This is a genomic window from Micromonospora sp. NPDC048905 (assembly GCF_040649655.1).
Lineage (GTDB): Bacteria > Actinomycetota > Actinomycetes > Mycobacteriales > Micromonosporaceae > Micromonospora.
Genome location: NZ_JBEZFV010000001.1, coordinates 634299 through 657484, shown reverse-complemented (window position 1 = coordinate 657484; position 23186 = coordinate 634299). Strand labels below are relative to the sequence as shown.

At 71.2% G+C, this 23186-nt stretch carries 25 protein-coding genes; 10 read left to right on the top strand and 15 right to left on the bottom strand.

Annotated elements, in window-relative coordinates:
• Positions 1 to 12: 12 nt before the first annotated feature.
• Positions 13 to 1260 (top strand): hypothetical protein, encoded by a 1248-nt coding sequence (locus tag AB0C01_RS02905; RefSeq protein ID WP_357570066.1) that lies wholly within the window; start codon positions 13 to 15, stop codon positions 1258 to 1260.
• 106 nt (positions 1261 to 1366) lie between these two features.
• Here the strand turns inward: AB0C01_RS02905 and AB0C01_RS02900 are convergent, their stop codons facing one another.
• From AB0C01_RS02900 to AB0C01_RS02890, 3 genes are all read right to left on the bottom strand, one after another.
• On the bottom strand, positions 1367 to 2221 hold the full coding sequence (locus AB0C01_RS02900) for a DUF4253 domain-containing protein (RefSeq protein ID WP_357570065.1): 855 nt from the start codon (positions 2219 to 2221) through the stop codon (positions 1367 to 1369).
• An 83-nt stretch (positions 2222 to 2304) separates the two neighbouring features.
• The gene (locus AB0C01_RS02895; protein ID WP_357254434.1) at positions 2305 to 2967 is read right to left on the bottom strand and encodes a response regulator transcription factor; all 663 of its coding nucleotides are present in this window, start codon (positions 2965 to 2967) and stop codon (positions 2305 to 2307) included.
• Entirely contained in the window at positions 2955 to 4115 is a 1161-nt protein-coding gene (locus AB0C01_RS02890) for a histidine kinase (protein ID WP_357570064.1), read from the bottom strand. The genes AB0C01_RS02895 and AB0C01_RS02890 overlap by 13 nt, the downstream gene beginning before the upstream one ends.
• Before the next feature lie 130 nt (positions 4116 to 4245).
• Between AB0C01_RS02890 and AB0C01_RS02885 the strand changes: the two genes are divergently transcribed.
• Positions 4246 to 4647: a DUF6069 family protein gene (locus AB0C01_RS02885; protein WP_357570063.1), complete on the top strand. Its 402-nt coding sequence runs from the start codon at positions 4246 to 4248 to the stop codon at positions 4645 to 4647.
• Entirely contained in the window at positions 4644 to 5099 is a 456-nt protein-coding gene (locus tag AB0C01_RS02880; RefSeq protein ID WP_357570062.1) for a hypothetical protein, read from the top strand. The genes AB0C01_RS02885 and AB0C01_RS02880 overlap by 4 nt, the downstream gene beginning before the upstream one ends.
• Positions 5100 to 5128: 29 nt before the next feature.
• Here AB0C01_RS02880 and AB0C01_RS02875 read toward each other — a convergent pair whose 3' ends face one another.
• On the bottom strand, positions 5129 to 5971 hold the full coding sequence (locus AB0C01_RS02875; RefSeq protein ID WP_357254426.1) for a LysR family transcriptional regulator: 843 nt from the start codon (positions 5969 to 5971) through the stop codon (positions 5129 to 5131).
• Between the two features lie 72 nt (positions 5972 to 6043).
• Between AB0C01_RS02875 and AB0C01_RS02870 the strand changes: the two genes are divergently transcribed.
• On the top strand, positions 6044 to 7246 hold the full coding sequence (locus tag AB0C01_RS02870; protein ID WP_357570061.1) for an MFS transporter: 1203 nt from the start codon (positions 6044 to 6046) through the stop codon (positions 7244 to 7246).
• A 61-nt stretch (positions 7247 to 7307) separates the two neighbouring features.
• Here AB0C01_RS02870 and AB0C01_RS02865 read toward each other — a convergent pair whose 3' ends face one another.
• The 3 genes from AB0C01_RS02865 to AB0C01_RS02855 form a co-directional block, all read right to left on the bottom strand.
• Positions 7308 to 8186, bottom strand: coding sequence for a fructosamine kinase family protein (locus AB0C01_RS02865; RefSeq protein ID WP_357570060.1), 879 nt, complete (start codon positions 8184 to 8186; stop codon positions 7308 to 7310).
• Positions 8187 to 8336: 150 nt separating this feature from the next.
• Positions 8337 to 9275 (bottom strand): NADP-dependent oxidoreductase, encoded by a 939-nt coding sequence (locus AB0C01_RS02860; RefSeq protein ID WP_357570059.1) that lies wholly within the window; start codon positions 9273 to 9275, stop codon positions 8337 to 8339.
• 62 nt (positions 9276 to 9337) lie between these two features.
• Complete coding sequence (locus AB0C01_RS02855; RefSeq protein WP_357570058.1) at positions 9338 to 9955, bottom strand: HD domain-containing protein; 618 nt, start codon at positions 9953 to 9955, stop codon at positions 9338 to 9340.
• Positions 9956 to 10231: 276 nt separating this feature from the next.
• Here AB0C01_RS02855 and AB0C01_RS02850 point away from each other — a divergent pair, with 276 nt between their 5' ends.
• On the top strand, positions 10232 to 11227 hold the full coding sequence (locus tag AB0C01_RS02850; RefSeq protein ID WP_357254417.1) for a GlxA family transcriptional regulator: 996 nt from the start codon (positions 10232 to 10234) through the stop codon (positions 11225 to 11227).
• Positions 11228 to 11526: 299 nt separating this feature from the next.
• Positions 11527 to 12795, top strand: a complete 1269-nt coding sequence (locus tag AB0C01_RS02845; RefSeq protein ID WP_357570057.1) for a cellulose-binding domain-containing protein — start codon at positions 11527 to 11529, stop codon at positions 12793 to 12795.
• A 137-nt stretch (positions 12796 to 12932) separates the two neighbouring features.
• Here AB0C01_RS02845 and AB0C01_RS02840 read toward each other — a convergent pair whose 3' ends face one another.
• Positions 12933 to 13400: a cupin domain-containing protein gene (locus AB0C01_RS02840; protein WP_357254413.1), complete on the bottom strand. Its 468-nt coding sequence runs from the start codon at positions 13398 to 13400 to the stop codon at positions 12933 to 12935.
• Between the two features lie 116 nt (positions 13401 to 13516).
• On the opposite strand from AB0C01_RS02840, the gene AB0C01_RS02835 reads away from it, so the two are divergent.
• The gene (locus AB0C01_RS02835; RefSeq protein WP_357254411.1) at positions 13517 to 13987 is read left to right on the top strand and encodes an Rrf2 family transcriptional regulator; all 471 of its coding nucleotides are present in this window, start codon (positions 13517 to 13519) and stop codon (positions 13985 to 13987) included.
• Between the two features lie 135 nt (positions 13988 to 14122).
• Here AB0C01_RS02835 and AB0C01_RS02830 read toward each other — a convergent pair whose 3' ends face one another.
• On the bottom strand, positions 14123 to 15343 hold the full coding sequence (locus AB0C01_RS02830) for a cellulose binding domain-containing protein (RefSeq protein WP_357570056.1): 1221 nt from the start codon (positions 15341 to 15343) through the stop codon (positions 14123 to 14125).
• A gap of 275 nt (positions 15344 to 15618) precedes the next feature.
• On the opposite strand from AB0C01_RS02830, the gene AB0C01_RS02825 reads away from it, so the two are divergent.
• Positions 15619 to 16134, top strand: coding sequence for a hypothetical protein (locus AB0C01_RS02825; protein ID WP_357570055.1), 516 nt, complete (start codon positions 15619 to 15621; stop codon positions 16132 to 16134).
• Positions 16135 to 16160: 26 nt separating this feature from the next.
• Here the strand turns inward: AB0C01_RS02825 and AB0C01_RS02820 are convergent, their stop codons facing one another.
• The 3 genes from AB0C01_RS02820 to AB0C01_RS02810 all read right to left on the bottom strand — a co-directional run bounded on the left by AB0C01_RS02820 (position 16161) and on the right by AB0C01_RS02810 (position 18142).
• Positions 16161 to 16646, bottom strand: a complete 486-nt coding sequence (locus AB0C01_RS02820; RefSeq protein WP_357570054.1) for a hypothetical protein — start codon at positions 16644 to 16646, stop codon at positions 16161 to 16163.
• A 31-nt stretch (positions 16647 to 16677) separates the two neighbouring features.
• Positions 16678 to 17733: a hypothetical protein gene (locus AB0C01_RS02815; protein ID WP_357570053.1), complete on the bottom strand. Its 1056-nt coding sequence runs from the start codon at positions 17731 to 17733 to the stop codon at positions 16678 to 16680.
• 178 nt (positions 17734 to 17911) lie between these two features.
• Positions 17912 to 18142, bottom strand: coding sequence for a hypothetical protein (locus tag AB0C01_RS02810; protein ID WP_357254402.1), 231 nt, complete (start codon positions 18140 to 18142; stop codon positions 17912 to 17914).
• Positions 18143 to 18235: 93 nt separating this feature from the next.
• Here AB0C01_RS02810 and AB0C01_RS02805 point away from each other — a divergent pair, with 93 nt between their 5' ends.
• On the top strand, positions 18236 to 18973 hold the full coding sequence (locus tag AB0C01_RS02805; protein WP_357570052.1) for a TetR/AcrR family transcriptional regulator C-terminal domain-containing protein: 738 nt from the start codon (positions 18236 to 18238) through the stop codon (positions 18971 to 18973).
• Between the two features lie 236 nt (positions 18974 to 19209).
• Here AB0C01_RS02805 and AB0C01_RS02800 read toward each other — a convergent pair whose 3' ends face one another.
• On the bottom strand, positions 19210 to 20514 hold the full coding sequence (locus tag AB0C01_RS02800; RefSeq protein WP_357570051.1) for a cellulose binding domain-containing protein: 1305 nt from the start codon (positions 20512 to 20514) through the stop codon (positions 19210 to 19212).
• A 518-nt stretch (positions 20515 to 21032) separates the two neighbouring features.
• On the opposite strand from AB0C01_RS02800, the gene AB0C01_RS02795 reads away from it, so the two are divergent.
• Entirely contained in the window at positions 21033 to 21461 is a 429-nt protein-coding gene (locus AB0C01_RS02795; RefSeq protein WP_357570050.1) for a hypothetical protein, read from the top strand.
• Positions 21462 to 21467: 6 nt separating this feature from the next.
• Here AB0C01_RS02795 and AB0C01_RS02790 read toward each other — a convergent pair whose 3' ends face one another.
• Both AB0C01_RS02790 and AB0C01_RS02785 read right to left on the bottom strand, forming a co-directional pair.
• The gene (locus tag AB0C01_RS02790) at positions 21468 to 22724 is read right to left on the bottom strand and encodes a sigma-70 family RNA polymerase sigma factor (RefSeq protein WP_357570049.1); all 1257 of its coding nucleotides are present in this window, start codon (positions 22722 to 22724) and stop codon (positions 21468 to 21470) included.
• Positions 22721 to 23077, bottom strand: coding sequence for a YciI family protein (locus tag AB0C01_RS02785; RefSeq protein ID WP_357570048.1), 357 nt, complete (start codon positions 23075 to 23077; stop codon positions 22721 to 22723). The genes AB0C01_RS02790 and AB0C01_RS02785 overlap by 4 nt, the downstream gene beginning before the upstream one ends.
• Positions 23078 to 23186: the final 109 nt, after the last annotated feature.

Sequence of the window (23186 nt, the reverse complement as noted above, 5' to 3'; positions counted from 1 at the left end):
AACGACACTGACGTGCGCGAGATCTTGCAACGCGCGACGGACGACCTGGTCGCCCCGGCGGGTCTGCTCGGTGCGGTGCGCCGGGGCGGGCGGCGCCGGGTGGTGCGCCGCCGGGCCGTGTTGGCGGCCGTCTGCGCGGCCGTGGTGGCCATCCCCGTGGCCGGTGGGCTCCGGCTGACCGGTGAAGGAGGTGAGGCGCCGGTCGTCGCGCCGCTGTTCGACGAGCCCACACGCGGTGACCTGGCCGCCGACGACGGATACCTGCGGCAGGTCCGCGAGGCGTGGGAGCGTCATCTCAAGCAGATCGGAGAGGGGACGCGCGGCGAGCCGCACGTTGTCTGGGCCGGTAACACACCCGCTGGCCCGGCCGCCTACGTCGCCGGGGACACCACGAACGACAGGTCGGTGGGGTTCGTCGAACCCACCGCCGACGGCCCACGCATCGGCACCCTGACGCGGCTTGACGGTTCGGGAACAGATGGCCTCGAACAGGCCACACTGCTCGGATCCCAACGCGACGTGCTCCTCGTCCTCGACTTCGGACAGGCGGTGGAGTTCTCCGCGGAACTGCGCTATCTGCCCGGTGGCAAGGTCGAGCGGACGTTCACGCCGGTGGCGTTCCGCGACGGTGCGGCAGCGCTGTCGGTGCCCCCACAGCGCACGAAGCTCACCGTCGCGCTCGCCAGGACGCCAGTGAGCCGGATGAACGCGCTCCACATCGGCAACACGTCGCTGATCCTCTTTCCCGATGGGAAGGACCGGCCGGCGGCACCGCTTCTCCGCCACACGTTGCCCGGCACCGAGCAGGTGTGGGGAGTCGATCCGGCTGCCGAAGAGGTGAGCGCGCCCGCCGAGGCCATCGCCGACTACCTCGACCCGGTGGGCGTGCACACGTACAACGGATCACCCCGTCTGTCGGTCTACGGGGCGACCCCCGACGGTCGGCGGCTCCTCGTGGAAACCATCCAGTACGACGACGACCCCTCCCGTGTCATCGCCCTGCTCGCCGGCAGAAACCTGCCCTTCGAGGCGGTGGCCAGCGCGACCGTGGACTGGCGGGCACCCCTGCCGGTCCGGCTGGGACTGCCCGACGACCAGGGCACCTTCGTCGCCGCCGAGGGGTCGGCGCTGAGTTACCGGGTCGGCGACGGTCAGTGGCAGGACGCCGGCCGTAACGCGGCACTCCTACCCGCCAGCGCCACCGACGTCCGTGTCACCGGCGCCGACGGCACTACGACCAGCGTCCCCGTCGACTCCTGATCCAGGACCTCGGCATCGGCACGGCTTTGGTGAAACCGGGGTGTCCGTCGAGCCCGGACACCCCGGTTTCAGGAAGAACGAGGCGCCGTTCGGATGCACGTCCAGGTCAGGGGCGATTGTGCACGAACCACGCGTCGCCGGCCGACAGGGCAACGGCGACCTCCCACCGGCTCAGCTCGAGGTTCGGGGCGAGCGCTTGGAGCTGACCGGCGGCGACCCACGCGTCGTCGCCCGGCGTCGGGCGACGACCCACCTGGAACTGGAGCATGGTGCCCCACGACGCGACCAGACGGGCATCCCACCGGTGCCGCCACTGCGTCAGCACCTCGGCGAGCTCCTGTTGGTCCTCCAGGGTCAGCGCACCGAAGAAGTCCAGCCAGTACGCGCAAGCGCGGACGTCGGTGGTGGGCAGCAACATGAGCAGAACGCTGTCCGGGGTGTACCAGTAGTCGAACTGCGTCACCAACCGCACGCTGTCCAGCACCTGGGCGTGCAGGTCGGTGTCGGTGAGCAGTCGCTCGTACAGCGTCCGCTCCAGCTCGGGGACCGGAGTCGGCAGCACCACATCCGACACCAGGGCCATCAGGTCGACACCGGCCGCGCCCCGCGCGTGGTACTCCACCTCGCCCTCGTCGGCCACGTGGTCCTCGCTGTGGTGGCGGTAGGCCAGCCAGGGCTCGGAGGACCGCGCGGCCTCGACGAACGCGCGCAGCTCCGACACCGACGGACCCCGCTCGGGCTCCTGCCGAATTGTCATCTCGTCGTCGACGTCGTCGGTGACCAGAACCGGCAGCCGTCCGATGACCGGCACCAGTGCGTCGGCTGCCTGCCAGGCATCCCGCAGGCGCTCGGGGTCGACGTCGGCGACGAGGACGCTGCCCGACGGGCCGTGCCCGATCGGCAGACCGGCAAGTGGCGTGCCGACGAATGCCGCTTCGATCTGGTCGAGGTCGTTGTGCACGGCGGAAGTATCCCCGATCCGTTGGGGTGCGGATGGCCCCGCCATTCCCCGGTCGCACCCCGGGTCCGAGCGCGGCGGACCGGTCAGAGGAGCCCGCCGTCGTGGGCGAGCAGGGCGATCTGGGTACGGTTGTCGAGATCCAGCTTGGTCAGGATGTGCGAGACGTGGGCCTTCACCGTCGTCACGCTCATCAGTAGTTCGCTGGCGATCTCGGCGTTGGCGCGCCCCTGCGCGATGGCCAGCACGACGTCCCGTTCCCGGGGCGTGAGCAGGGCCAACCGCTCGCGCGCCCGCTCCTGGGACGCGGCGCCGGACGCGACCCGCTGCATGAGGCGGCGCGTCACGCCCGGAGACAGCATCGGGTTGCCGGCGGCGACCGCGCGGACCGCCTGGCTGATCTGCTCCGGCGGGGTGTCCTTGAGCAGGAAGCCGCTGGCCCCGGCGCGGAGGGCGCGCACCACGTGCTCGTCGGTGTCGAACGTGGTGAGCACGATGATCTCGGGCGGCCGGTGGCGGCGACGCAGGCGCTCGGTGGCGGTGATGCCGTTGACGCCGGGCATCCTGATGTCCATCAGCACCACGTCGGGCTTATGCCTGTCCACGGCGGTGATCGCCGTGGCGCCGTCGGCGGCCTCGCCCACGACGACGATTCCGTCGGCGCCGTCGAGCATCAGTGTGAGCATTCCCCGGACGAGGGGATCGTCGTCGACGATGACGACCCGGATCGGACCCGTCACGTCGGCCATGGCAGCCACGCGGTGAGGTGGAACCGCCCCGCGGCGTCGACGTGGTGTGCGACGCGACCACCGGTGAGCGCGGCCCGTTCGGCGAGTCCGATCAGGCCCGTGCCGACGCTGCCGGTGGCACCGCTGCCGGGCGTGGTCGGGTTGCTCACCGCGATGCGCAGACCGGAGCCGGGCGCGCCGCCGAGCACCAGCCGGACCGGTTGGCCGGCTGCGTGCTTGCGGGCGTTGGTCAGTGCCTCCTGGGCGATCCGGTACGCGGTGCGGCCCACCGCCGCGGGAATCTCGACCGGCGGGCCGAGCGGGTCGTCGACGTCGATCTGTTGCCCGGCGGCCCGAGCCTCGTCGATCAGGCGCGGCAGGTCGGCGAGGGTCTGCCCGGGTGGCGCGTCGGTCGGCGACTCGGCGTCGTCGCTGCGCAGCAGCGTGATGACCTCGCGCAGCTCGTCGAGGGCGTGATGCGCGCTGGCCCGGATCACCCCGGCGGCGGCGCTGAGCCGCTCGGGCGCGGCGTCCGGCCGGTACTCCATCGCGCCGGCGGCCGCCGCCAGCAGTGACAGCCGGTGGGCCAGCACGTCGTGCATCTCCCGCGCGATCCGGTTGCGCTCGGCCGCCCGCGCCTCGACGACCCGTCGTTCCTGCTCCTGCTCGGCCCGCCGGGCCCGATCCCGCAGCGCTGCCAGCAGGGCGTGCCGGGCCTGCGCCCAGGTGCCCCAGCCGAGCAGGGCCGCGTAGGCGATCGCCATCAGCAGCAGCCGCCAGCCGTACGGCAGGCTGGGCACCGGCCGCCAGAGCGCCTGCGCCGCCTCGCCCGCCACGCCGACCGCCGCTGTCGCCGCTGCCTGCCGAAACGGCCGGTTGCGGGCCGTGAACAGCACCGCGAAGCTGGCCACCGGCGTGGCCACCGGAGAGAGCGCGACAAGCAGGCCGGCCAGCACGCCACCGATCTCCGGGCGGCGGACGACCACCGGGACGAGGGTCAGCGCGGCCACCGCCAGCGCGACGTCGATGCCGACCAGGGCGGCGGAGCTGGAACGGACGGCGGACCACAGCATGGTCGCGACGAGGACGCCGATCGCCGCGGTCGTCACACCCACCGGGACGAAACGCCACGTCCTCGGCTGCGCTACCTCGCACGTCGCCGCATCCATTCGCGCAGGCTACTGGGCTCGCGACGGGGCGGACCACCTCCTTTAGTAGTACGCCCAAGCGCCAGCGGACGTACCCGCCGCGGCGTCCGGACCGACGTTTCCAACCGACCCCGCTCCACACACTCGGAGCATGACGAACAATGTGTTTCCGCGACGAGCCACGGTGGTGGCCGGCGCGATCCTGGTGGCGGCGGCCGAGTTCGCGCTCCTGCACTCGGTGGCGGGCGTCGACCTGACGGTCAGATCTGGCAGTTCGACCCGGCAGATCACCGTGGCCGCGGTCGTCGTGGCCGCCGCGGTCGCGGCGCTGGCCGGTTGGGCGCTGCTCGCGGTACTGGAACGCCGGACCACCCGACCCCGGGTCTGGTGGACCTCGGTCGCGGTCGCGGTCCTGTTGTTGTCGCTCGTGGTCGGGCCGCCGAGTGGCGTCGGCGGGGGAGCGATGGCGACCCTCGCGCTGCTGCACCTGAGCGTCGGCGTCGTTGTCATCCTCGGCCTGTCCCGGCCGCGCCCGAAGGGGCTGGACCGATGACCGCGCTGACCGTACGCAAGCAGGATGGGGCCTTCGTCCTCGACTCCGGGCCGCGCGCCTCGCTGCGTACCGGCTGGACCTGGCGGTGCGGTGAGATCCGCACCGGCACCGGCCTCTGGACGGTCGAACCGACCGGCCCCCGACGCATCGGGTTCATCGCCCGGGGCGAGCACGGCGTGGCGGTGCGGCTCGACCCGAGTCGGTCACACGTGCCGGGGCCCGGCGGGGTGGCGCGCTGGTCGCCCGGTCGTGGCGGCGGTGAGCTGGTACGCGACGGGCACCGCGTCGCGGTGCGTCTTTCTCGCCGATCGGGTGGGCCGATCCGCGTCGACGTCACCGGCGAGTGGGCCGAGGCGGAACTGGTGGTGCTCACCGCCTGTTTCGCGCTGCTGAGTCAGCGGCGGCGGCGCATGTTGATCATGATGGCGGTCGTCAGCTCAGGGGGTGGGTGACCCGCCGGCCCGACGACGCGGGCGGGTGCTCAGACGATGCGACGGAGCGCGGTCTCCACGGCGTCGATCAGCGGATCACCCTCGGTCCGTGGGTGCCGTGCGAGGCCGAACTCGACGTCCGGCAGGACGGGCAGGGTATCGCTGTCCCGGCAGATCATGACCGGTTCGAGGTTCGCCGGCATGAGCGCCGCGACGCCGAGCCCGGCCCGCACCGCGGCGAGCACTCCGACCAGGCTGTTGCTCTCGAACGCGACCCGCCAGCGCCGATCGGCGCGCTCCAGCGTGTCGAGCACGGACGTACGCCAGGAGCAGGGGTTGGAGAACAACACCACCGGCAGCGGATCGGCGGCCACGTCCACACCCTGCCCGGTCGCCCAGACCAGCGGGGATCGCACCGTCCAGCGCGGCGGCCCGGGGATGTCCGGCAACGCGTCGAGGACGAGGTGGACCCGGCCGGCGTCGTAGGCCTCCCGCATGGCGGAGTTGGAACAGCTGAGCACCTCCAGCGTCGCGCCGGGGTGCAGCCGGGCGAGGTCGGCGAGTGCCTGCGGGAGCTGGGACGCGGCGAGGTCCTCGAGTAACCCGACGCCGCAGTGACCGGTGAGCGTACGTCCGGTTTCGGCGAGGGCCTGTGCGGAGAGTGCGAGGATGCGTTCGGCGTAGGGCAGGAGTTCCTCCCCCGCCCGGGTCGGTGAGACGCCAGTCGACGACCGGTGCAGCAGCGGACGGCCGACGACGCCCTCGAGCCTGCGCAACTGCTGGCTGAGACCGGGCTGGGTGTGCCCGATCGCGGTCGCGGCACGGCTGATGCTGCCCTCCCGCACGGCGGCGACGAACGACCGCAGCAGAGCCGTCTCAAGAACCCTGGCCATAAGGATTCATTATGCCGGCCGCAACAAACTGACGTCTTCTGATGACGTCTGGAGCGAATTAGCGTCGATCGGGTGACCGGCTACCGGCAGGTGCTCGCCGTGCCAGGAATGGCACCGCTGCTGGGTGTCTCGCTGCTCGCCCGCACCGCGATAACTGCTGATGTGATGGCACTGACGCTCTTTGTCGTCCTGGACCTGGAGCTGAGCTACGCGGCGGCGGGTGGCGTGGCCGCGGCGTTGACCGCCGGAGTGGCGCTCGGCGGGCCGCTGCTCGGCCGCGTTGTCGACTCGCGGGGCCTGCGCCTCATCCTGCTGGTGACGGTTACCGCGCAGGTCGTGTTCTGGCTGGGCGTGCCGGTCCTGCCGTACGAGTTCCTGCTGGTGGCCAGTCTGGTCGCGGGCCTGCTGATGGTGCCGGCGCAGGCGGTGAGCAGGCAGGCGATAGCCGCGATGACGACGCCGGAGCAGCGCCGACCCGCGTTCGCGCTGGAATCGGTGCAGGGCGAGCTGTCGTACATCGTGGGGCCGGCGGTGGTGATCCTGGGCGCGGCCACGACGTCCCCCGACGTGGTGGCGTGGGGGGTCGGTGCCGCGATCCTGGCCGGCGGCGTCGGCATCGCCCTGCTCGACCCACCGATGCACGCCGAGAGCGAGGCGGACGCCGCAGCCGGGGTGCGACCCTCGCGTCGGCAGTGGCTGCGCGCCCCGATGATCGCCGCGCTGACGATGGCGTTCGGCGCCACGACGCTGCTCAGCGGCGTCGACCTCGCCATCGTCGCCACGCTGCGGGAAGTCGGTCAGGTGCCCTGGGCCGCGGTGGTCGTCGTGGTGTTCGGCGTCTCGTCCGTCGTCGGCGGACTGATCTACGGCACGCTGACCTGGCCGCTGCCCACGTGGCTGCTGCTCGGCCTGCTCGGGCTCGTGACGATTCCCGTCGGGCTCGCCCATGACTGGCGCTGGCTGTGCGTGGCCGTCGTCGCCAGCGGGCTCCTCACCGCGCCGACCCTCTCCACGGTGGCCGACGCGGTGAGCCGACTCGCGCCACCCGGTGTGCGGGGCGAGGTGACGGGTCTGCAATCGTCGGCGCAGAGCGCCGGTTTCGCCCTCGGCTCCCCGCTCGTCGGCGCGGCGATCGACCTCTCCGTGCCGGCGGGCGGGTTCGCGGCGGCCGGGCTCGCCGGCCTGGCCGCCGCACTGACCGGGTACCTCCTGTCCCGCCGCCCGTCCGCTCGAACGGCGATTCCCGTCGATCTCAGGTCCGTTGTCCGCGACTGAGTCCGGCTGGCCATCGGGCCGGTGCGCTCCCGACGGACACCAACGGCATGGATGCCTCAGGTCAGGATCGCGTCCGGAACGGGGCGAGCACGGCCCGGATCTGGTCGGCCGCGCCCCAGTCGTCGTCGAACTGCGCCAGTACGGCGAGGTGTTGTCGTAGCTGGACGATCGGCATCCGGTCCCGCCAGCCGTCGTCGAGCGCGGTCCGGTCCGCGTAGACCTCGAAGAACCGTCGCGCCTCGGGCGGGGGAGAGGTGGACCACACGTGAGCGAGGTCGACCTCGGCCCACAGGTAGGACACCGCCGGGTCGATCAGCGCGGGCCGCCCGTCCGCGGTGGCCAGGATGTTCTGGGTCCACAGGTCGCCGTGCGTCAGGCACGCGGGTCGGTCCGGCAAAAAGTCGGGCAGTCGGTGACAGAGCCGTTCCAGGGCCGCTCGGTCTTCGGCGTCGAGAGCCGCCTCCACCCGGGGCTCCCCGAGCCACCGGAGCAGCCGGTGCTCCGCGAAGAACGTGTGGCCGTCGTCCTGCCACGTGTTGACCTGGCGGCGGCGGCCCAGCCAGTTGTCGTGGTGCCACCCGAAACGGGGATGGGTCGTCGTCAGGTGCATGTCGGCGAGCAGGTGCGCGAGCCGCTCCCAGAAGACCTCGCTGCGCGGCCTCGGGTGCAACACCGACAACACGAGCAGTCCACGGTCCGCCCGGAGCACCTCCGGTGTCGGTACGCCGCCGAGGTCGCGCAGCGCGGCCAGCCCTTCGGCCTCCGTCCGGAAGACCCCGTCGGCGGGTGTGTCGGCGAAGGCCTTGACGAACACCGGCGGCGCGTCCCGGCGGGTGGCTATGCCCGCGACCGCCGCCACCCCACCGGTCACCGGCTCCACCGTGACGACCTCCATCCCGGCCGCGAGCAGGCGGTCCAGCAGGATCGTCGTCGAGGGCATCAGGGCGCACTCCTCAGGGGTCGGTGTGTTCACCACAGCCTAGGTGGCGGCGAATCACCTTCCGGGTATCTGTGCGGTCCGTTGTGGCATGACCGATCCCGCGTCCCCGATGTCCTCAGCGGCGTGCGGCCCGGCTCAGTCGCGGACGGGTCACGACCGCGACGCCTCTTGCCCGTCCACCAGCTGGATGATCGTCTTGCCGGGTGTGCGGTGGGTGGGAGCGAACGCGGCGGCCGTTTCGGGAAGCGGGCGCACCGCGCCGACGAGGGGTTTGATCCGCCCGTCCCGGAGGCGCTGAGCGAGGTCGGTCAACCGGACGCGATCGGGTTCGACGACGAAGAAGATGGCTCGCCCGTTCCTCGGCTGAACGGTGGGCGGCGCGGCGATCGTGACGAGGGTGCCGCCGGGGCGTACCAGTTCGGTCGATCGTTCGAGGATGTCGCCGCCGATGACGTCGAGCACCACGTCCACCTCGCCGACGTGCCGCAACTCGTCGGCGGTCAGATCCACGAAGGTCTGCGCGCCGAGGGCGAGCGCGACGGCCCGGTCGTCGGCTCGGCCGGTCCCGATGACGTGGGCGCCTACCTCCCGGGCGAGTTGGACGGCGATCGAGCCGACGCCACCCGCGGCGCCGTGGATGAGGACAGTCTGGCCGGTCGTGAGATGAGCGTGGTCGAAGAGTGCCTGCCACGCGGTCAGTCCGGAGATGGGCAGCGCGGCGGCCACGGTGTGGTCGATCCCGGCCGGGAGCGGGGCAAGGTTGCGCGCCTCCACCGCGGTGTATTCGGCCAGGGATCCGTCGCGGGCCCAGTCGGTCAGTCCGAACACCCGCTGGCCCACGGTGAGGCCGGTGGTTCCGTAGCCGAGGTCGACCACGACCCCGGACAGCTCGTGCCCCGGGATGGTGGGGGTTCGGTCGCGGCCGGCGCGATCGGTCCATGTTGCGGGCCAGTCGAGCTCCCCGGGCGTGAAGCCGGCGGCGTGCACACGCACGATGACGTCGTTCTCCGCGGCGTGCGGGTAGGGCATGTCGGTGAGGGTGAGCCCGCTGACACCCGCGCTACGGTCGCGTACGGTGATCGCTCGCATGCTCGGATCCTTTCCAGGAGAGTTCGTCGGTGGCCGTGGCCGTGGCCGTGGCGGTCCGCGGGTCAGCTCGGCCAGGGCGATCCGACGATGCGCTCGACCGTCGTCACCCGCTGAAAGCCGGGAACGAAGTGTTCGAGGATGTCCGAGTTCACGGTGCCGTTCGTGGTGTCGGGCCGGTTCTTCAGCCCGTCGACGTGGGCTCGTAGAAACTCGTCCTTGAAGTCACCCCGCGGATGGGCGGCGAGGATTTCGTCCAGCTGATCGCGGTCCAGCCCGTCCAGGCCGAGGCCGAGGACGTCGGTCAGGACACCGAGGTAGGTGGTCGCGATCTCCGGACCCATCCGGTCCGGAACACCCGGAGTGGTGTGCAGCGCGATCGCCGTCCAGACGGTCTCGGCGGCGCCCGTCGAGAAACCCCGGTCCAGGAGGAACTTGCGGGCGTGGTCGGCGCCATCGATCTCGAAGCGCTGCTCGACGTCGGAAAAGGGGGTCAGTAGGCCGGAATCGTGGAACATCGCCGCCAGATAGAGCAATTCCGGGTCCGGTTCCGCGCCAAGCCGGTGCGCGTGAACAAGGCCGAAAAGGTAGACCCTGCGGGAGTGGTGGTAGAGGAGAGGCGTGGTCGTTTTCTGGATGTGCCTCGTCGCCTCCGCGACGGCTGTGGTGTCCGGAATCGCCAACCCCGCGATGACCTCTGGCATGGCCCCTGACCTTTCGGGAAAGTGTCGGTAGCTGCTTGCGACACCATGCTGCCTCCCAATCTTCGTACGCCGCCGCCTTCCTCCGGCCACGAATCCCTCATTTCCGGACAGGCTGAGATCGCAGAGGTGCGGCCGGTCACACAGCGGCGTGCTACCAATGAATGGTGTCCATTCCTCCGATTCGCCGGCCCAGTGGCGGTCGCGACCGTCCGGGCCTGGCCGCCCATCCCACGCGTCCGGGCCGAGCAGACCGCGGTGGTGAACAACGGAGGCTCCCATTCCGTCGCGATCCTCGTCTACGACGGAGTGACATTGCTGGACGTCGCCGGCCCGGCGGAGGTGTTCAAGGAGGCGAACCGGTTCGGGGCCGACTACCGGATCGTGCTGCTGTCGCCGACCGGCGCGGACGTCACGTCAAGTCTCGGGATCCGGATGGCGGTCGACGGCGCCGTCTCCCCGGGGCCGGCCTTCGACACCCTGCTGGTGGCCGGCTCCGATCACTATCCGCGGACCCCCGTCCCCGCCGACCTGGCCGACGTCGTCCGGATACCGGCGGCCGCGGCTGGCCGGGTCGCGTCGATCTGCACCGGAGCGTTCGTTCTCGCCGCCGCCGGCGTCCTCGACGGCAAGCGCGCGACCACGCACTGGCAGGTCGCGCACGAGCTCGCCGCCCGGTGTCCGACCTGCCGGGTCGAGCCCGACGCGATCTACGTACGCGACGGCACCACGTACACCTCGGCGGGAGTGACGGCCGGCATCGATCTGGCGCTCGCTCTCGTCGAAGAGGACCACGGACCCGACCTGACGCGTGAGGTCGCCCGCGCCCTGGTGGTGTACATGCAGCGGGCCGGCGGTCAGTCCCAGTTCTCCGCCCCGTTGCAGGGGCCGCCGCCCCGCTCGCCAGCCCTGCGGCGAATCATCGACGTGGTGACGGCCGACCCCCGCGGCGACCACTCGCTCGGTCAACTCGCGAGACACCTCAACGTGAGCACCCGGCAGCTCACCCGGCTCTTCCACGACGAACTGTCCGCGACGCCGGCTCGCTACGTGGAGAACATCCGATTCGACCTGGCCCGGGCGCTGCTCGACCAGGGCCACACCGCGACGCAGGCCGCGACCCTTGCCGGGTTCCCCAGCTACGAGAGCATGCGACGGGTCTTCGCCAGGAAGCTGTCGATCAGTCCCGCCGCCTACCAACGGCGGTTCAGTACGGCTCGCCGCGCGCACGGGACAGGCGGAGCGCACCGGTAGAGCCGGTCTCGGGTCCTCGCATCGCCGTGCTCCGGTCGGTCGGTCGTTCCCCGTCGTGACGCCGGCTTGATTACATCGCCTGACGTCAATAGATTGACGGTGGGCGCCGCCGAGGTCCGGGTGACCGGGCCGTCGGCGACTGACAGGTCCATCCCGAGCCGGGCACCGCGGTCGTACGCACCGACCAGCCGTTGTGGCGCGTCGCCGCGCCGCACCCAGGGCGCACTGGCGTGCCGCCTCCGTCCAGGACGCGCGTCGCCACGCCGCCACCCACCAGCTCGATGGCAGAAGGACCACTCATGACGATTCTCCGCGCCCGCCCCGGTCCGACCCTGGCGGTCGTCGCCGCACTGGCGGCCGTGACCGCGACCGGAACGGCCCTGCTCACCAGCCCGGCCGCAGCCGCCCAGGGCTGCCGGGTCGACTACACGCCCAACCAGTGGCCCGGCGGATTCACCGCCAACGTGAAGGTGTTCCCCGGCGACACCGCCGTCTCCAGTTGGACCGTCACCTGGACGTACGCCGGGGACGAACGCATCACGAACGGCTGGAACGCCACGGTCAGCCAGTCCGGCGCGACGGTGACCGCCCGCAACATGTCGTACAACGGCAGCATCCCGGCCGCCGGGACCACCGAGTTCGGCGTGCAGGGCACGTACGGCTCCAGCGGCGGCGCGCCGACCGGGTTCAGCCTGAACGGCGTGCCGTGCAACGGCACCGGCCCGACTCCGACCGGCGTGCCCACCACGACGGTGCCGACGACGCCGCCGCCCACCAGTGCGCCGCCGACCACGCCGCCGCCCACCAGTGCGCCGCCCACGACGCCGCCGCCCACCAGTGCGCCGCCCACGACGCCGCCGCCCACCACCCCGCCGCCGACCGGGTGTGCCGGGGCGCTGCTCTGCGACGGCTTCGAGAACCAGACCGGCTCGACGCCGTCCGGCGACTGGACCGTGGTGAACCCGGACTGTTCCGGCGCCGGCACGGCCGCCATCGACACGGCCACCACCCACAGCGGCAACCGGGCGGTCCGGATCAGCGGCGCGGCTGGCTACTGCAACCACGTCTTCATCAGATCCACCAAGAATCTCGGCAGCCTGGGCAGTGTCCGGTACGGCCGAATCTGGGTACGGCACACCACCGCTCAGCCCACCGAACACACCACGATGATGGCGATGACCGACGCCGCCGACGGCAACAAGGACCTGCGGATCGGCGGCCAGAACGGTGCCCTGCAGTGGAACCGCGCCTCCGACGACGCGACCCTGCCCGAGCAGAGCCCGGCGGGGGTGGCGCAGAGCGTTGCGCTACCCACCAACCGGTGGGCGTGCCTGGAGTTCATGGTGGACGGCTCGGCCGGTCAGCTCCGTACCTGGCTGGACGGCACCGCGATCGCCGGCCTCACCGCGGACGGCGTACCAACGCACGACATCGACGGCCAGTGGTACAACCGCACCTGGCGGCCGCAGCTCACCGACCTCAAGCTGGGTTGGGAGAGCTACGGCGGCGGGGCCGACACCCTCTGGTACGACGACGTCGCGGTCGGGTCCAGCCGGATCGGCTGCTGACCCTCGGTTCGGGTGAACCAGCATGGCGTGGTCAGATCGTTGGCCACGCCATGCTGGCTCTTGTCCCGTCGTGCCGTGCGAACGTCCACCGCCGAACAGGTGTCATTGAACCGCCGCCTCCGGTTCACGCCTCGTGGTCAGCCGCGTCGGCCTGCCCACAACGGGCTTTCCACGTAGTGGTTGTCGTAGTGATCCTGGGTCTCGCCGACGTCCTGCCAGGTGGCTTCGCCCCGGTGCACCCTGTCGAGGAGTCGGTAGTAGTCGAACCGGGGCTTGCCGGGGGTGATCACCACGAGAAAGTCGGCGTCCCGCCCGTCGGCGGGGGCGAAGGCATGCGGGGTGTTCGGCGGTACGAAGAGCGTGTCTCCAGTGTGCAGGGTGTGCAGTTGATCGCCGACGAGCATCTCCAGGGCGCCGTCGAGCACGAAGAACAGCTCGCCGGAGTGGGTGTGCAGGTGTGGTGGCGCGCCAGCGGTGCCGTGCTTGAGCAGCGTGCGGTTGCTGGTCAGGGCGCCGTCGGTGTGCTCCGGGTCGAGCAGCAGGGTGATCACGCTGGCTGGGTCACTGTCGAGGACCTCGGCCTGGGCCGCGCGTACCAGTGTCATTGTCGACTCCCTCGATCATCGTTGATTCCTAGACATTAGATGTCCAGAATTATTCCTGGCGAGGGAGAATGACATTCCTCCCAAATTCTGGACAGGTAGAGTCCAGGATTATGCGGATGAGTCAGGGTGTCGAGCGGGCCCTCCACACGTGTCTCAACCTGAGCTGGCTGGACACGCCGGTGCCAACGGGCGCCCTCGCGGCGTTCTACGAGCTGCCGCCGGCGTACCTGAACAAGTTGCTTCAGGCCCTGGTCCGGGCCGGAATCCTGGCGTCGACCTCGGGGCCGCGCGGGGGCTTCCAGCTGGCCCGCGCACCCGAGGCGGTCTCCCTGCTGGACATCGTCGCCGCGATCGAGGGCCCGGAGGAGCTGTTCCAGTGCGACCAGATCCTGCGCAAGGGGCCGGGGGAGCATGCGGGTGTCGACTATCGGCAGTCCTGCGCGTTCGCCCAGGCCATGCGGGGTGCCGAGCTGGCCTGGCGGCGGGAGTTGGCCGGCAGGACCGTGGCTGACGTCCGGGCCGACGTCGAGCGCGGGCACCCCGAGGCGCCGGCCCAGACCCGGGCCAGGATCGCGGAATTGCGCTAGCGCTGCACTGTGACGTTCGGGTCACCTGGCCGTCGGATGCCTCGGGAGGCGCCGGACCAGACCACGGCCAGGGAGGCCCTCGGCGGGCCGCTGTGGCAGCGGCCCGCCAGGCGGCCCGGTCGATCCGGTGGGGCTTCAGCTGCCGGTGCAGGTGGCCGAGGTGCCCGTGCCGTTTCCGGTGCCCTGGAAGCCGAAACTGGTGGTCTGACCCGCGGCCACTCGCCCGTTGTAGCTCTGGTTCGCGACGGTGATCGTGCCGCTGCTGCCGCTGGCGACGCCGTTCCACACCGAGGTGATCGAAGCCCCGCTCGGCAGGGTGAGGGAGACTCGCCAGGCGGTGAGAGCGGTGGTGCCCGCGGTGACGGTGACGTTGGCGACGAATCCACCGTTCCACTGGTCCTGAACGGCATAGACCGCTGTGCACGTGGGCGTGCCGCCGGGTGGTGGAGTCGTCGGTGGTGGCGTGGTGGGCGGTGGCGTTGTCGGGGGCGGTGTGGTGGGCGGCGTGCCGCCGTCGAGGGTCAGGTTCTTCTGCTGGACGCTCCACTGGCTGCGGCACAGACCGCAGTCGGGGCCAACGAAGGTGGCGCCGGCGGTGGTGTCGCCCTTCAGCCGCCACTTGAGGTAGAGCACCGCCACCCGGCCGAACTCGCCGCCGTTGGGCTGGTCGTACGTGCCGCCGTGCCCGACGTTCAGGTTGCCCATGAAGGCGGGCAGGCCGGCGGGCAGCTTGCCCCAGTCGTCGATGGCGTTCGGATACGCGATGTCGCTGGGCCCGCCGACGAAGTAGGCGATCGGCTTGGTCAGTCTCCGGAGTTGGTAGTCGTCGGCATCGTTCAACAGACCGCTGCTGAAGATGCCGGTCGTGGTGACGCGCGGGTCGTTGGAGACGGCGTAGGCCTCCAGGCCTCCGCAGGAGAAGCCGGCGACGGCGACCTTCGTCGTGTCGATCCTGTTGTAGTACTTGCTGCCCTGCCGGGAGTTCTCCGCGATGGCCCAGTCGATGGACTGGGTGAGCTGCTGGGAGGTGGTCGAGCCGGATCCGTTCGGCGCCCCGTTGGCGATGGCGAGGAAGCCGTGGGAGGCGATCTCGCGGAGGAAGTTGCCCTGGGAGAGACCGTTGGCTGAGCAGCCGCCGTTGCCCCAGACGACGATCGGAAGGCGTTCGGACGGAAGTGTCTGCGGCCGGAAGATGGTGTGGTTGGCCAGGGTGGCCGAGGTCTCGTAGTCGGCGGGATAGGGACCGGAACCGCCGACCGCGGCATCAGCCGGTGTCGCGCCGAGCGCCATGATCACGGAGGTGATCGGGACGACGGCGGCCGCCAGTCCCACGCAGATCTTCGATCTCTTCCTCATTGACCCCTCCAGCGGATGCGTCGATCGCGCTCCCGGTGTGGCGGCGTGGCGGCTGTGCCTGCCGTCGACCACGGTGGTCAGCGCCGGCCGCGGGTCAGATCGAGGTGGGCGCGTCGGCCACCCGACCACGGTCCCCGCGGTCGATCCGATGGGAGCTGTATGCAGTTACTATCACTGCGATAACGATAAGTGTCAATGTATGGGCTGGTGACGTTCGAGTACACCCACGCGAGAGCGGGGCGCCGGGCCGTGCCGTCGGGAGGACAATTGCCGGCATGAATCTCGCCGCGATTCGGGAAGACGTCGCCGTCATCGACATCCTGCTTCGGGACATCGCTCAGCGTCCGGTCGACCTGACCGATCCGGACTGGCCGGCGAAGCTGTCCGCCCGGCTGCCGCCGGTGGAGGAGGCCGGGGTGGTGGCTGAGGCGTCCGCGGCCCTGACGGCTCTGCTGGACGCCTACGAGTCCGGTGACGAGGGGGTCAGGGGCGAGGTCCGCCAGATCTTCCGGGCACACGGGGCCTTCAGCTGGGGGGTCGGCCTCACGGGTCGGTGGCCATCCGCCGCCGCCGAGTTTCGCCGACGGCTGGTCCACATCTCGGCTCGGGACCAGTCGGAGGACCCCCGCGACGAACTCGTCGGGATCTGGGAGCTGTGTGCACAGGCGCGCGGACGCGGGGTGGACGTCGAGCCCATCGTTCGTGCGGTCGCTGACATCTCCGGCGAGGTCGACCACGTCGGCATGGGATCCACCCGCCTGCTGATCCTGCGGGGCCTGGAGCACCGCTGACACCGCCGGCCAGGGCGACGGAAGGGTCAGGTCTCGCGCACGTCCACGTGGACGCCGTAGCTGGCCTGGAAGTCCGCAGCCAGTTCCGGGCCGGCGTACCGGGGCGGGTGGCTCTCCCACCACGGCCAGCCGGCGAGCTGGGGGATCGGGTCGTCCCGCAGCATCGCCCGGAAGCGCCGGTCGGACTCGGCCACCTGCTCCCGGACCCAGCCCATCTCGGGATACTCCTGCAGCTCCGGGTGGTTGAGCACCGCCTCCAGCACCGCCCGGAGTCCCAGGTCGGCGGTGTACTCCTCGAGCGAGTCGTCGTATCCGGCCAGGCAGGCGTCCACCCACGCCCGCCAACAGTCGACCATGCCGCCCGGCAGGTGGCCGCTGTGGCCGTTGGACGCCGCCGTGACCGCCCGGAACCGCGAGACGAAGGCCCCTTCGCTCAGCACCGGTGGTGGAGGATTGTGGGTCGCCGGCGGGGTCCCGTCGGGCTCCAGAACGTGCGGCCGCTCGTCGTCCATTGACCGATGGTCGCATCCCGCCCGGTGCCTGTCATGCTCGGCCGAGGGCTCCCGAGGCGGTGCCGGCGTCTGCCAACGGCTCCGGACGCGACCGGGTGCTGAGGGCGTAGCCGGCGGTCGTGACGCCGAGCGCCACTCCCCAGCCGAGGAACACCAGCAGCGTGGCGGTCACCGCCCAACCGTCCCACACCTCCGACCACGGCATTTCGCCGGAGAAGAGTCGGCTGACGAACACCGCGCTGCTCAGCACGCCGTAGGTGACGAGCGTGAGCGCCACGGTCCCGGCCGGGATCAGCGCCAGCAGTCGGGGAACCGGTCGACCACCCAACCCCGGCACCCAGCGCGGAAACTGCTGCCCCCACCGCTGCACCAGCCCGAGAACGAGCAGGCCGGCGAGCGGTGGGACGACGGTGATCGCCACTCCCGTCGACGTCGAGAGGTCGTTGTGGATGTCGTTCAGTTTCCGTGCGGAGATGCCGAACGGAACCCCGAGCACCCAGAGCCCGTGTGGCACGGCCCAGCCGACCACCGGCAGCGCGACCGCCACGTACGCCCAGCGGCGCGTCCAACGGGGCACCGGCCGGTAGTCGGGAGTCACCGGTCCCCGGCGGGGACCGGACGCGTTCGCCAGCCCGGCGAACACGATGCCACCGGCCAGCAGCGCGAGCCGGGCGCCGAGGTCACGCCAGTCCGAGGGGCGCCCCGTCAACGCCGCCGGGACCTCGAAGAGCAGGTGCAGTGGGAACGAGGTGACCAATAGCAGTGCCGCCGCGAGCCAGCCGGCCGTGGTCGCGGCGCGGCCGGGAAAGCGGACCGCGCCCACGACCACCAGCGCGAGGACGACGCCGACCGCCAGCGCTCCCCAGCCCGCCCCGAACGGCAGCGTCTGGACGCGGTCGGCACCGCATCCCCCGGCCGGATCGACCAGATCGGTCCGGTCGCAGGCGGTGTACGCCCACCGGCCGCCGGCGATCCAGTACAGGCGCAGCGCCACCTCGCCGACGAGGAAGAGGCCGCACGCCAACGCCCACGGTCTCACCCGGTCGGCGGCTGCGGGTCGCTGCGGGCCAACGGTACGGTCGGACATGTCGCTCCTCTATGGACGGTGTTGTGCCTGCTCGCCGGGCGAGGGTCGAGACGCGGACCGTCCGTCTCGGCAATCAGCCGCCACACGTCGGCAGCCATGAGTTGATGATCGGCGGCGAGGGACGAGCCCTCCTCCCCGGCGCAGGGGAGTGAGCTCCCTCCGCGCGGGGGGCCGCCGCTCAACCGGCCGTGTCGGAGTAGACCTCCACGTCGTAGAGCAGTTGCACGTGGCGGCGCCCGTTGGTGATGCCGACGAAAATCGGGTCACCGGCCGGGGTGCGACCCTGGCGCCACGCCTCCTCCCGGGCTGCTTCCCGCGACTCGTGGTGCGTCCTGCCGTCCCGGTGCAACTGGAGAACGCGACGGGCGGTGATCCGGTCGCTGTCCAGGTGGACCCGCAGTAGAGGCATTCGCCAACCTCCTTGCCGACGTGGCGGCCGCTGTTCTGTGTTCAGTTAGCTTACCGACGTTAAGTTGCTTTCCCAAGGGACTAGAGTGGTGCCATGACCAGCGCAGAGCCGGGCGTACCGCCGACCCTCCCGGCCGGGCGACGAGACAGCCGCACGTCCGCGCCGGTATGGCTACGCGCGGAGCCGTCCCGTACGCGACGGAAGGCACCCCTGACCCTCGGGCGCATCGTGGACGCGGCGGTGACCCTGCTGGACGAGCGTGGCGTCGAGGGTCTGACCATGCGCTGCCTCGCCCAGCAGCTCGACGTGACGGCGACCGCCCTGTACTGGCACGTGAAGACGAAGGATGACGTCCTGGACCTGGCCGTTGACCGGATCTTCGGTGACGTGCCCATCCCGGACGTGAGCGACAACTGGCTGGAGGACGCCCGCCTCCTCGTCCGAGCATGGCGCTCCGCCATGCTGCGCCATTCCTGGGCACCGAATCTGGTCGGACGTCCGATGCTCGGGCCCAACGTCCTCGCCCGCACCGAATTCCTGCAGGCGGCGCTGATGCGCGGCGGCTGTCGCGACCTTCAGCTCGCGGTGGCCACGCGGATGCTGGCCAACTACGTGATCGGCGCCGCGCTCACCGAAGCGACGTGGCACCAGACCGGGGACCCGCAGGCCCGGGCCGCGGCCCGGGACCACATCGCCGCGAGGGCCGACGAGTACCCGACCCTCGACGCCTCCGGTCACCTCGACGACACCCGATGGAACGACGACCTGCTGTTCGAGGAGGGCCTCGACGGCATCCTCCGGGCCGCGGCGCGGACCGGGTCGCCGCGCTGACCAGCGCGTCACCGGCGTAGACGCGGAACACCGGGACCAGGTACGCGGCTCCGGTGCACGCCGCGGAGACGACCGTGACCGCCCCGGTCGCCGAGTCCACGGCAGACCTGTCCGGCGGGCGCCAACCTGGCGGTCAGCCGTTGCTGCCGGCACGTCGATGGTCGCCGAGGTGGGTCTGTCGCCGGCGGCCGGAGGCCCGGAGCCAGTGGCTCCGGGCCTCCGGTGTCGCCCTGCGCTCAGGGGCTGGTGCAGGTGATGGTCCCGGGCGGGGCGGCGCCGTTGCCGGTGGCGGTGAACCCGAAGGTGGTCGACGCGTTCGGGGCCAACGTGCCGTTGTAGGCGGCGTTGCGGACGGTGACGGTGCCGGTGGTGCCCGTGTTGGTGCCGCCCCAGAGGCTGCTGATGGCCTGGCCGCTGGCCAGGGTCAGGCCGACGGTCCAGCCGTTGACCGTGGCGGCGGCGGTGTTGGCGACGGTGACCTCACCCTGGAAGCCGCCCGGCCAGCTGTTGATCAGGCGGTAGGTGGCGGCACAGTCGCCCGGCTGCCCGGTCGGGGGCGGGGTCGTCGGCGGGGGCGTGGTCGGCGGAGGCGTGGTCGGTGGGGGCGTGGTCGGCGGTGCGGTCGTGGGCGGGGTGGTGGACTGGAACTGACTGAAGAATCTCCAGATCTCGCCCGACGTCCAGGTCCTGCTGTCGTTCGGGCTGGACGATCCGTCGACCGGGCTGGGGGTGTGGTCCCCGTCGAACGCGGCCCACTGCACGGGATACCCCGCTCGGCAGCCCGCGTAGGTGGTGGTGATGTGGGTGAGACTGCCCCGAGCTGGTTCGCGCGGGCTCTGCGCGGTGCAGCCGTTGTTCCGCACGAAGGTGTCCCGCAAAGACCGGCCCTGGGAGATGTTCAGCACGCTGTCGTAGATGCCGTGGATCCCGAAGTAGGGAACGGCCTGGGTGCCACCGCTACACCCACTGAGATTGGCGCCGGAGAGGACGGCGACCGCGCGGATGACGGTGGGTCGGGTGCAGGCCACGGCGTAGCTCATCGCCCCGCCGTAGCTCCAGCCCAGGGCGAAACGCTGGGTCGTGTCGACGCAGAGGTCGTTCTCGATCTGCCGGGAGATGTCGTCGAAGAGGGTCAGGTCGCGGCCGTTGGTGTTGGCCCACCCGGCGTTGATGCCCTGGGGTGCGACGAAGATCGTGGTGTTGTTCGACAGCGGCGCGAGCCCGTAGTAGCCGGCTGAGGCGACGTTGCTGGCCGAGCCGTTCAGCCAGTGGAAGCCGAACACCAGCCGGTACGGGTTGTTCCGGTCGTAACCGTCCGGGATCCGCAGGATGTAGGTGCGGCTCTGTCCGCTGCTCTGAATGGTGCGTGTCCCGTTGGCGAGCGTGGGGGCCTTGCCGCAGCCGGCGGTGGCCGCGAGCGTGCCGTTCGTCGCGGCCACCGCCGCTCCACCCAGGCCGCCGTTCAACACGCCGCCGGCGGTCGCCGCGATCAGGACCGCCGCGCCCGCGATGAGCGAGAAGAGTTGTCGATGTCGTGTCATTGCGTGACTCCTTGCCACTGGTCGTGCGGTGGTGGTGGGGGTACCGGCCTCGGAGACCGCCGACCGCGTCCGGCGAACACCGGGCCGGAGGGCGGCTCGTCGGGCGGACGGGGCGGTGCGATGGTGACGGATGGCGGTGGCGCTCCCCGGTGCCGGAATGCGGCTCCTTGGAAGCTGGGGCATGCAGCCGGACCGAGATTGGCCGGCAACCGCGCGGTCGCCTGCATTGGCGGAGCGGCCCGGACTGGTCACCGACTGGCAAGGGCGGCCGGAGGGCGTCGCCCTCGGCGTGCCGTTGTCGATCGACTCAGGGTGATCGGGAGCGTGCCCTGCACTCCCGCGCCAAAAGATAGCATCTCATCGATGTGATTGCGGCCGCCGGCAGTGTGAAATCGGTGCTGACCGCGTACCGTGCAGGACGAACACCTGCGCCAGCTCGCCGACCCGTTGCGGAAGAAGTGGCCGGTCCACGTGTACGAGGCGAGGCTCGCTGACGTCCTGAGGACGGAGGAAGCGAAGTGAACGTGGCTACCATCGCCGGCGGCGTTGTCGCGCTCTTCATTGCTGCCGCTGCGTTCGTGCGCCTACGGGGGCGGGCTCCGGCATCCGGTGCCGTCGGTCTGCTACTGAGACTCCTCGCCCTCGCCGCCACGGCCTGGATCGTCATTGCGCTGGCGCCGTTCACCATCGACGACAGCGGCGCTGCCGCCGGCTATCTGCTGGGCGTACCTGTGGTTGCGGCCGTCTGTCCCCTCATCGCGGACCTGGCCCACCGTGCTGTCGCCACGACCACGACGGTCGGGGCGCTGGTCATGCTGGTGTGGGCGCTCCTGCTGGGCCTCGGCATCGGTCTCTGGTTCGTCCTTCCGGCCCTGCTGCTGGGGGCGGCGGCGACAGCCGCCATGGCCAACCGGGGCGCGACGGTGCCGAGGAACCAGGATGCCTGAGGCCGGCTACGGCGCCGGAGGCGCTGACCCGGGCAGATGCCGCCTGACGTCCGTCAGCCGTTCGGTGAGGAAGGCGCGCTCCACGTCGTTGTCGGTAAGGGTCAGCGCCTCTTCGTAGGCCGTCACGGCTTGGGGCCACCGCCGCAGCTGACGCAGGAAGTCGGCGCGCGAGGCGCTCAGATATCCGTAGGTGGACAGGGCCGGATCGGCGAGCATCGGCGTGAGCGCGTCGAGTCCGGCCTCGGGGCCGTCGCGCAGCCCGATCGCGACGGCGCGATTGAGGCCGACGACGGGCGAGGGCCACAGCCGGAGCAGGGTGTCGTAGAGCCCGACGATCTGGTTCCAGTCGGTGTCGGGCCAGGTTGGCGCGTCGGCGTGCACGGCAGCTATCGCGGCCTCCAGGGCGTACCGGGTCGGTGGCCTTCGGCGCAGCGCGTCGGTCAACAACGACCTTCCCTCGTCGATGAGCTGCCAGTTCCAGCGTGTGCGGTCCTGCTCGGACAACAGCACCAGCCGCCCGTCGACGGACACGCGGGTGTCCTGGCGTGCCGCGGTGAGCAGCAGCAGTGCCAGCAGGGCGCTGATCTCGGCGTCGGTCGGCATGAGCAGGTGCAGCATGCGAGCCAGACCGATCGCGCAGTCCACCAGGTCCTGGCGCACCAGGTGTGCGCCCACCGGTGCGGTGTGGCCGGTGGTGAAGATGAGATGGACGACCTCGAGGACGGCGCTGACCCGCTCGCCGAGTTGGTCCGGGCCCGGCACCCGGTACGGGATGCGGGCCGTGGCGATCTTCCTCTTCGCCCGGGTGATCCGGGCGGCCATGGTGGTCGGCGGCACCAGGAACGCGCGGGCCACCTCGGGGGTGGACAGCCCGCACACCAGGCGCAGGGTCAGCGCGACCTGCGCCTGCCGGGACAGCGCGGGGTGGACGCAGGTGAAGATGAGGCGCAGTCGGTCGTCGACCAGACCATCCTCGGGGCCCGGCGTCGTCTCGTCCGCGACGAGCAGTGGCATCTTGCGACGGAACACCGACTCGCGGCGCAGGACGTCCCGGGCACGGTTGCGAGCGATGGTGGTGAGCCACGCGCCCGGCCGGTCGGGAATGCCACTCTCGGCCCAGGTCTCCAGGGCCTGGGCGAACGCGTCCTGGGTGCACTCCTCGGCGAGATCGAGGTCGCGGGTCAGTTGGGCGGTGGTGCTGAACACCTGGGCCCAGTCGCGGCGGTGCGCCTGCGCGACCGCCGCGACGACCGTGTCGTTCATCCGTGGTCGACCACCGGACGGATCTCCACACCGCTGTGTGCCGCGCGCACCTCGGGTAGCAGCGCCGCCAGCGACAGCACCTCGTCCAGGTCGGCCGCCTCCAGCAGGTAGTAGCCGCCGAGGGCCTCCTTGGTCTCCAGGAACGGACCGTCGGTCGTGTCGAGCTGGCCGACCGCGTCCGCGCGCAGCGAGGTGGCGGTGGGCGCCGGTTCCAGCTGGTGCCCGCCGAGGACCCGCGCGCCGGCCTCGGCCACGAACGCTATGTGGGCGGCGTCGTGCGCCTTCCACTGCTCGTCGGTCATCGCGTCCCACTGCTGCGCGTCACCGTAGATCAGGATCATGTACTTGGCCATGTCTCGTGTCCCATCGTGTGCTGGCCCCATCGGTGGTGGCCCCTACTCTGACGACGAGCCAGCGGGGCTCCGGATCGACAGCCGGGACGACATTCTCGGTCCGACGCAC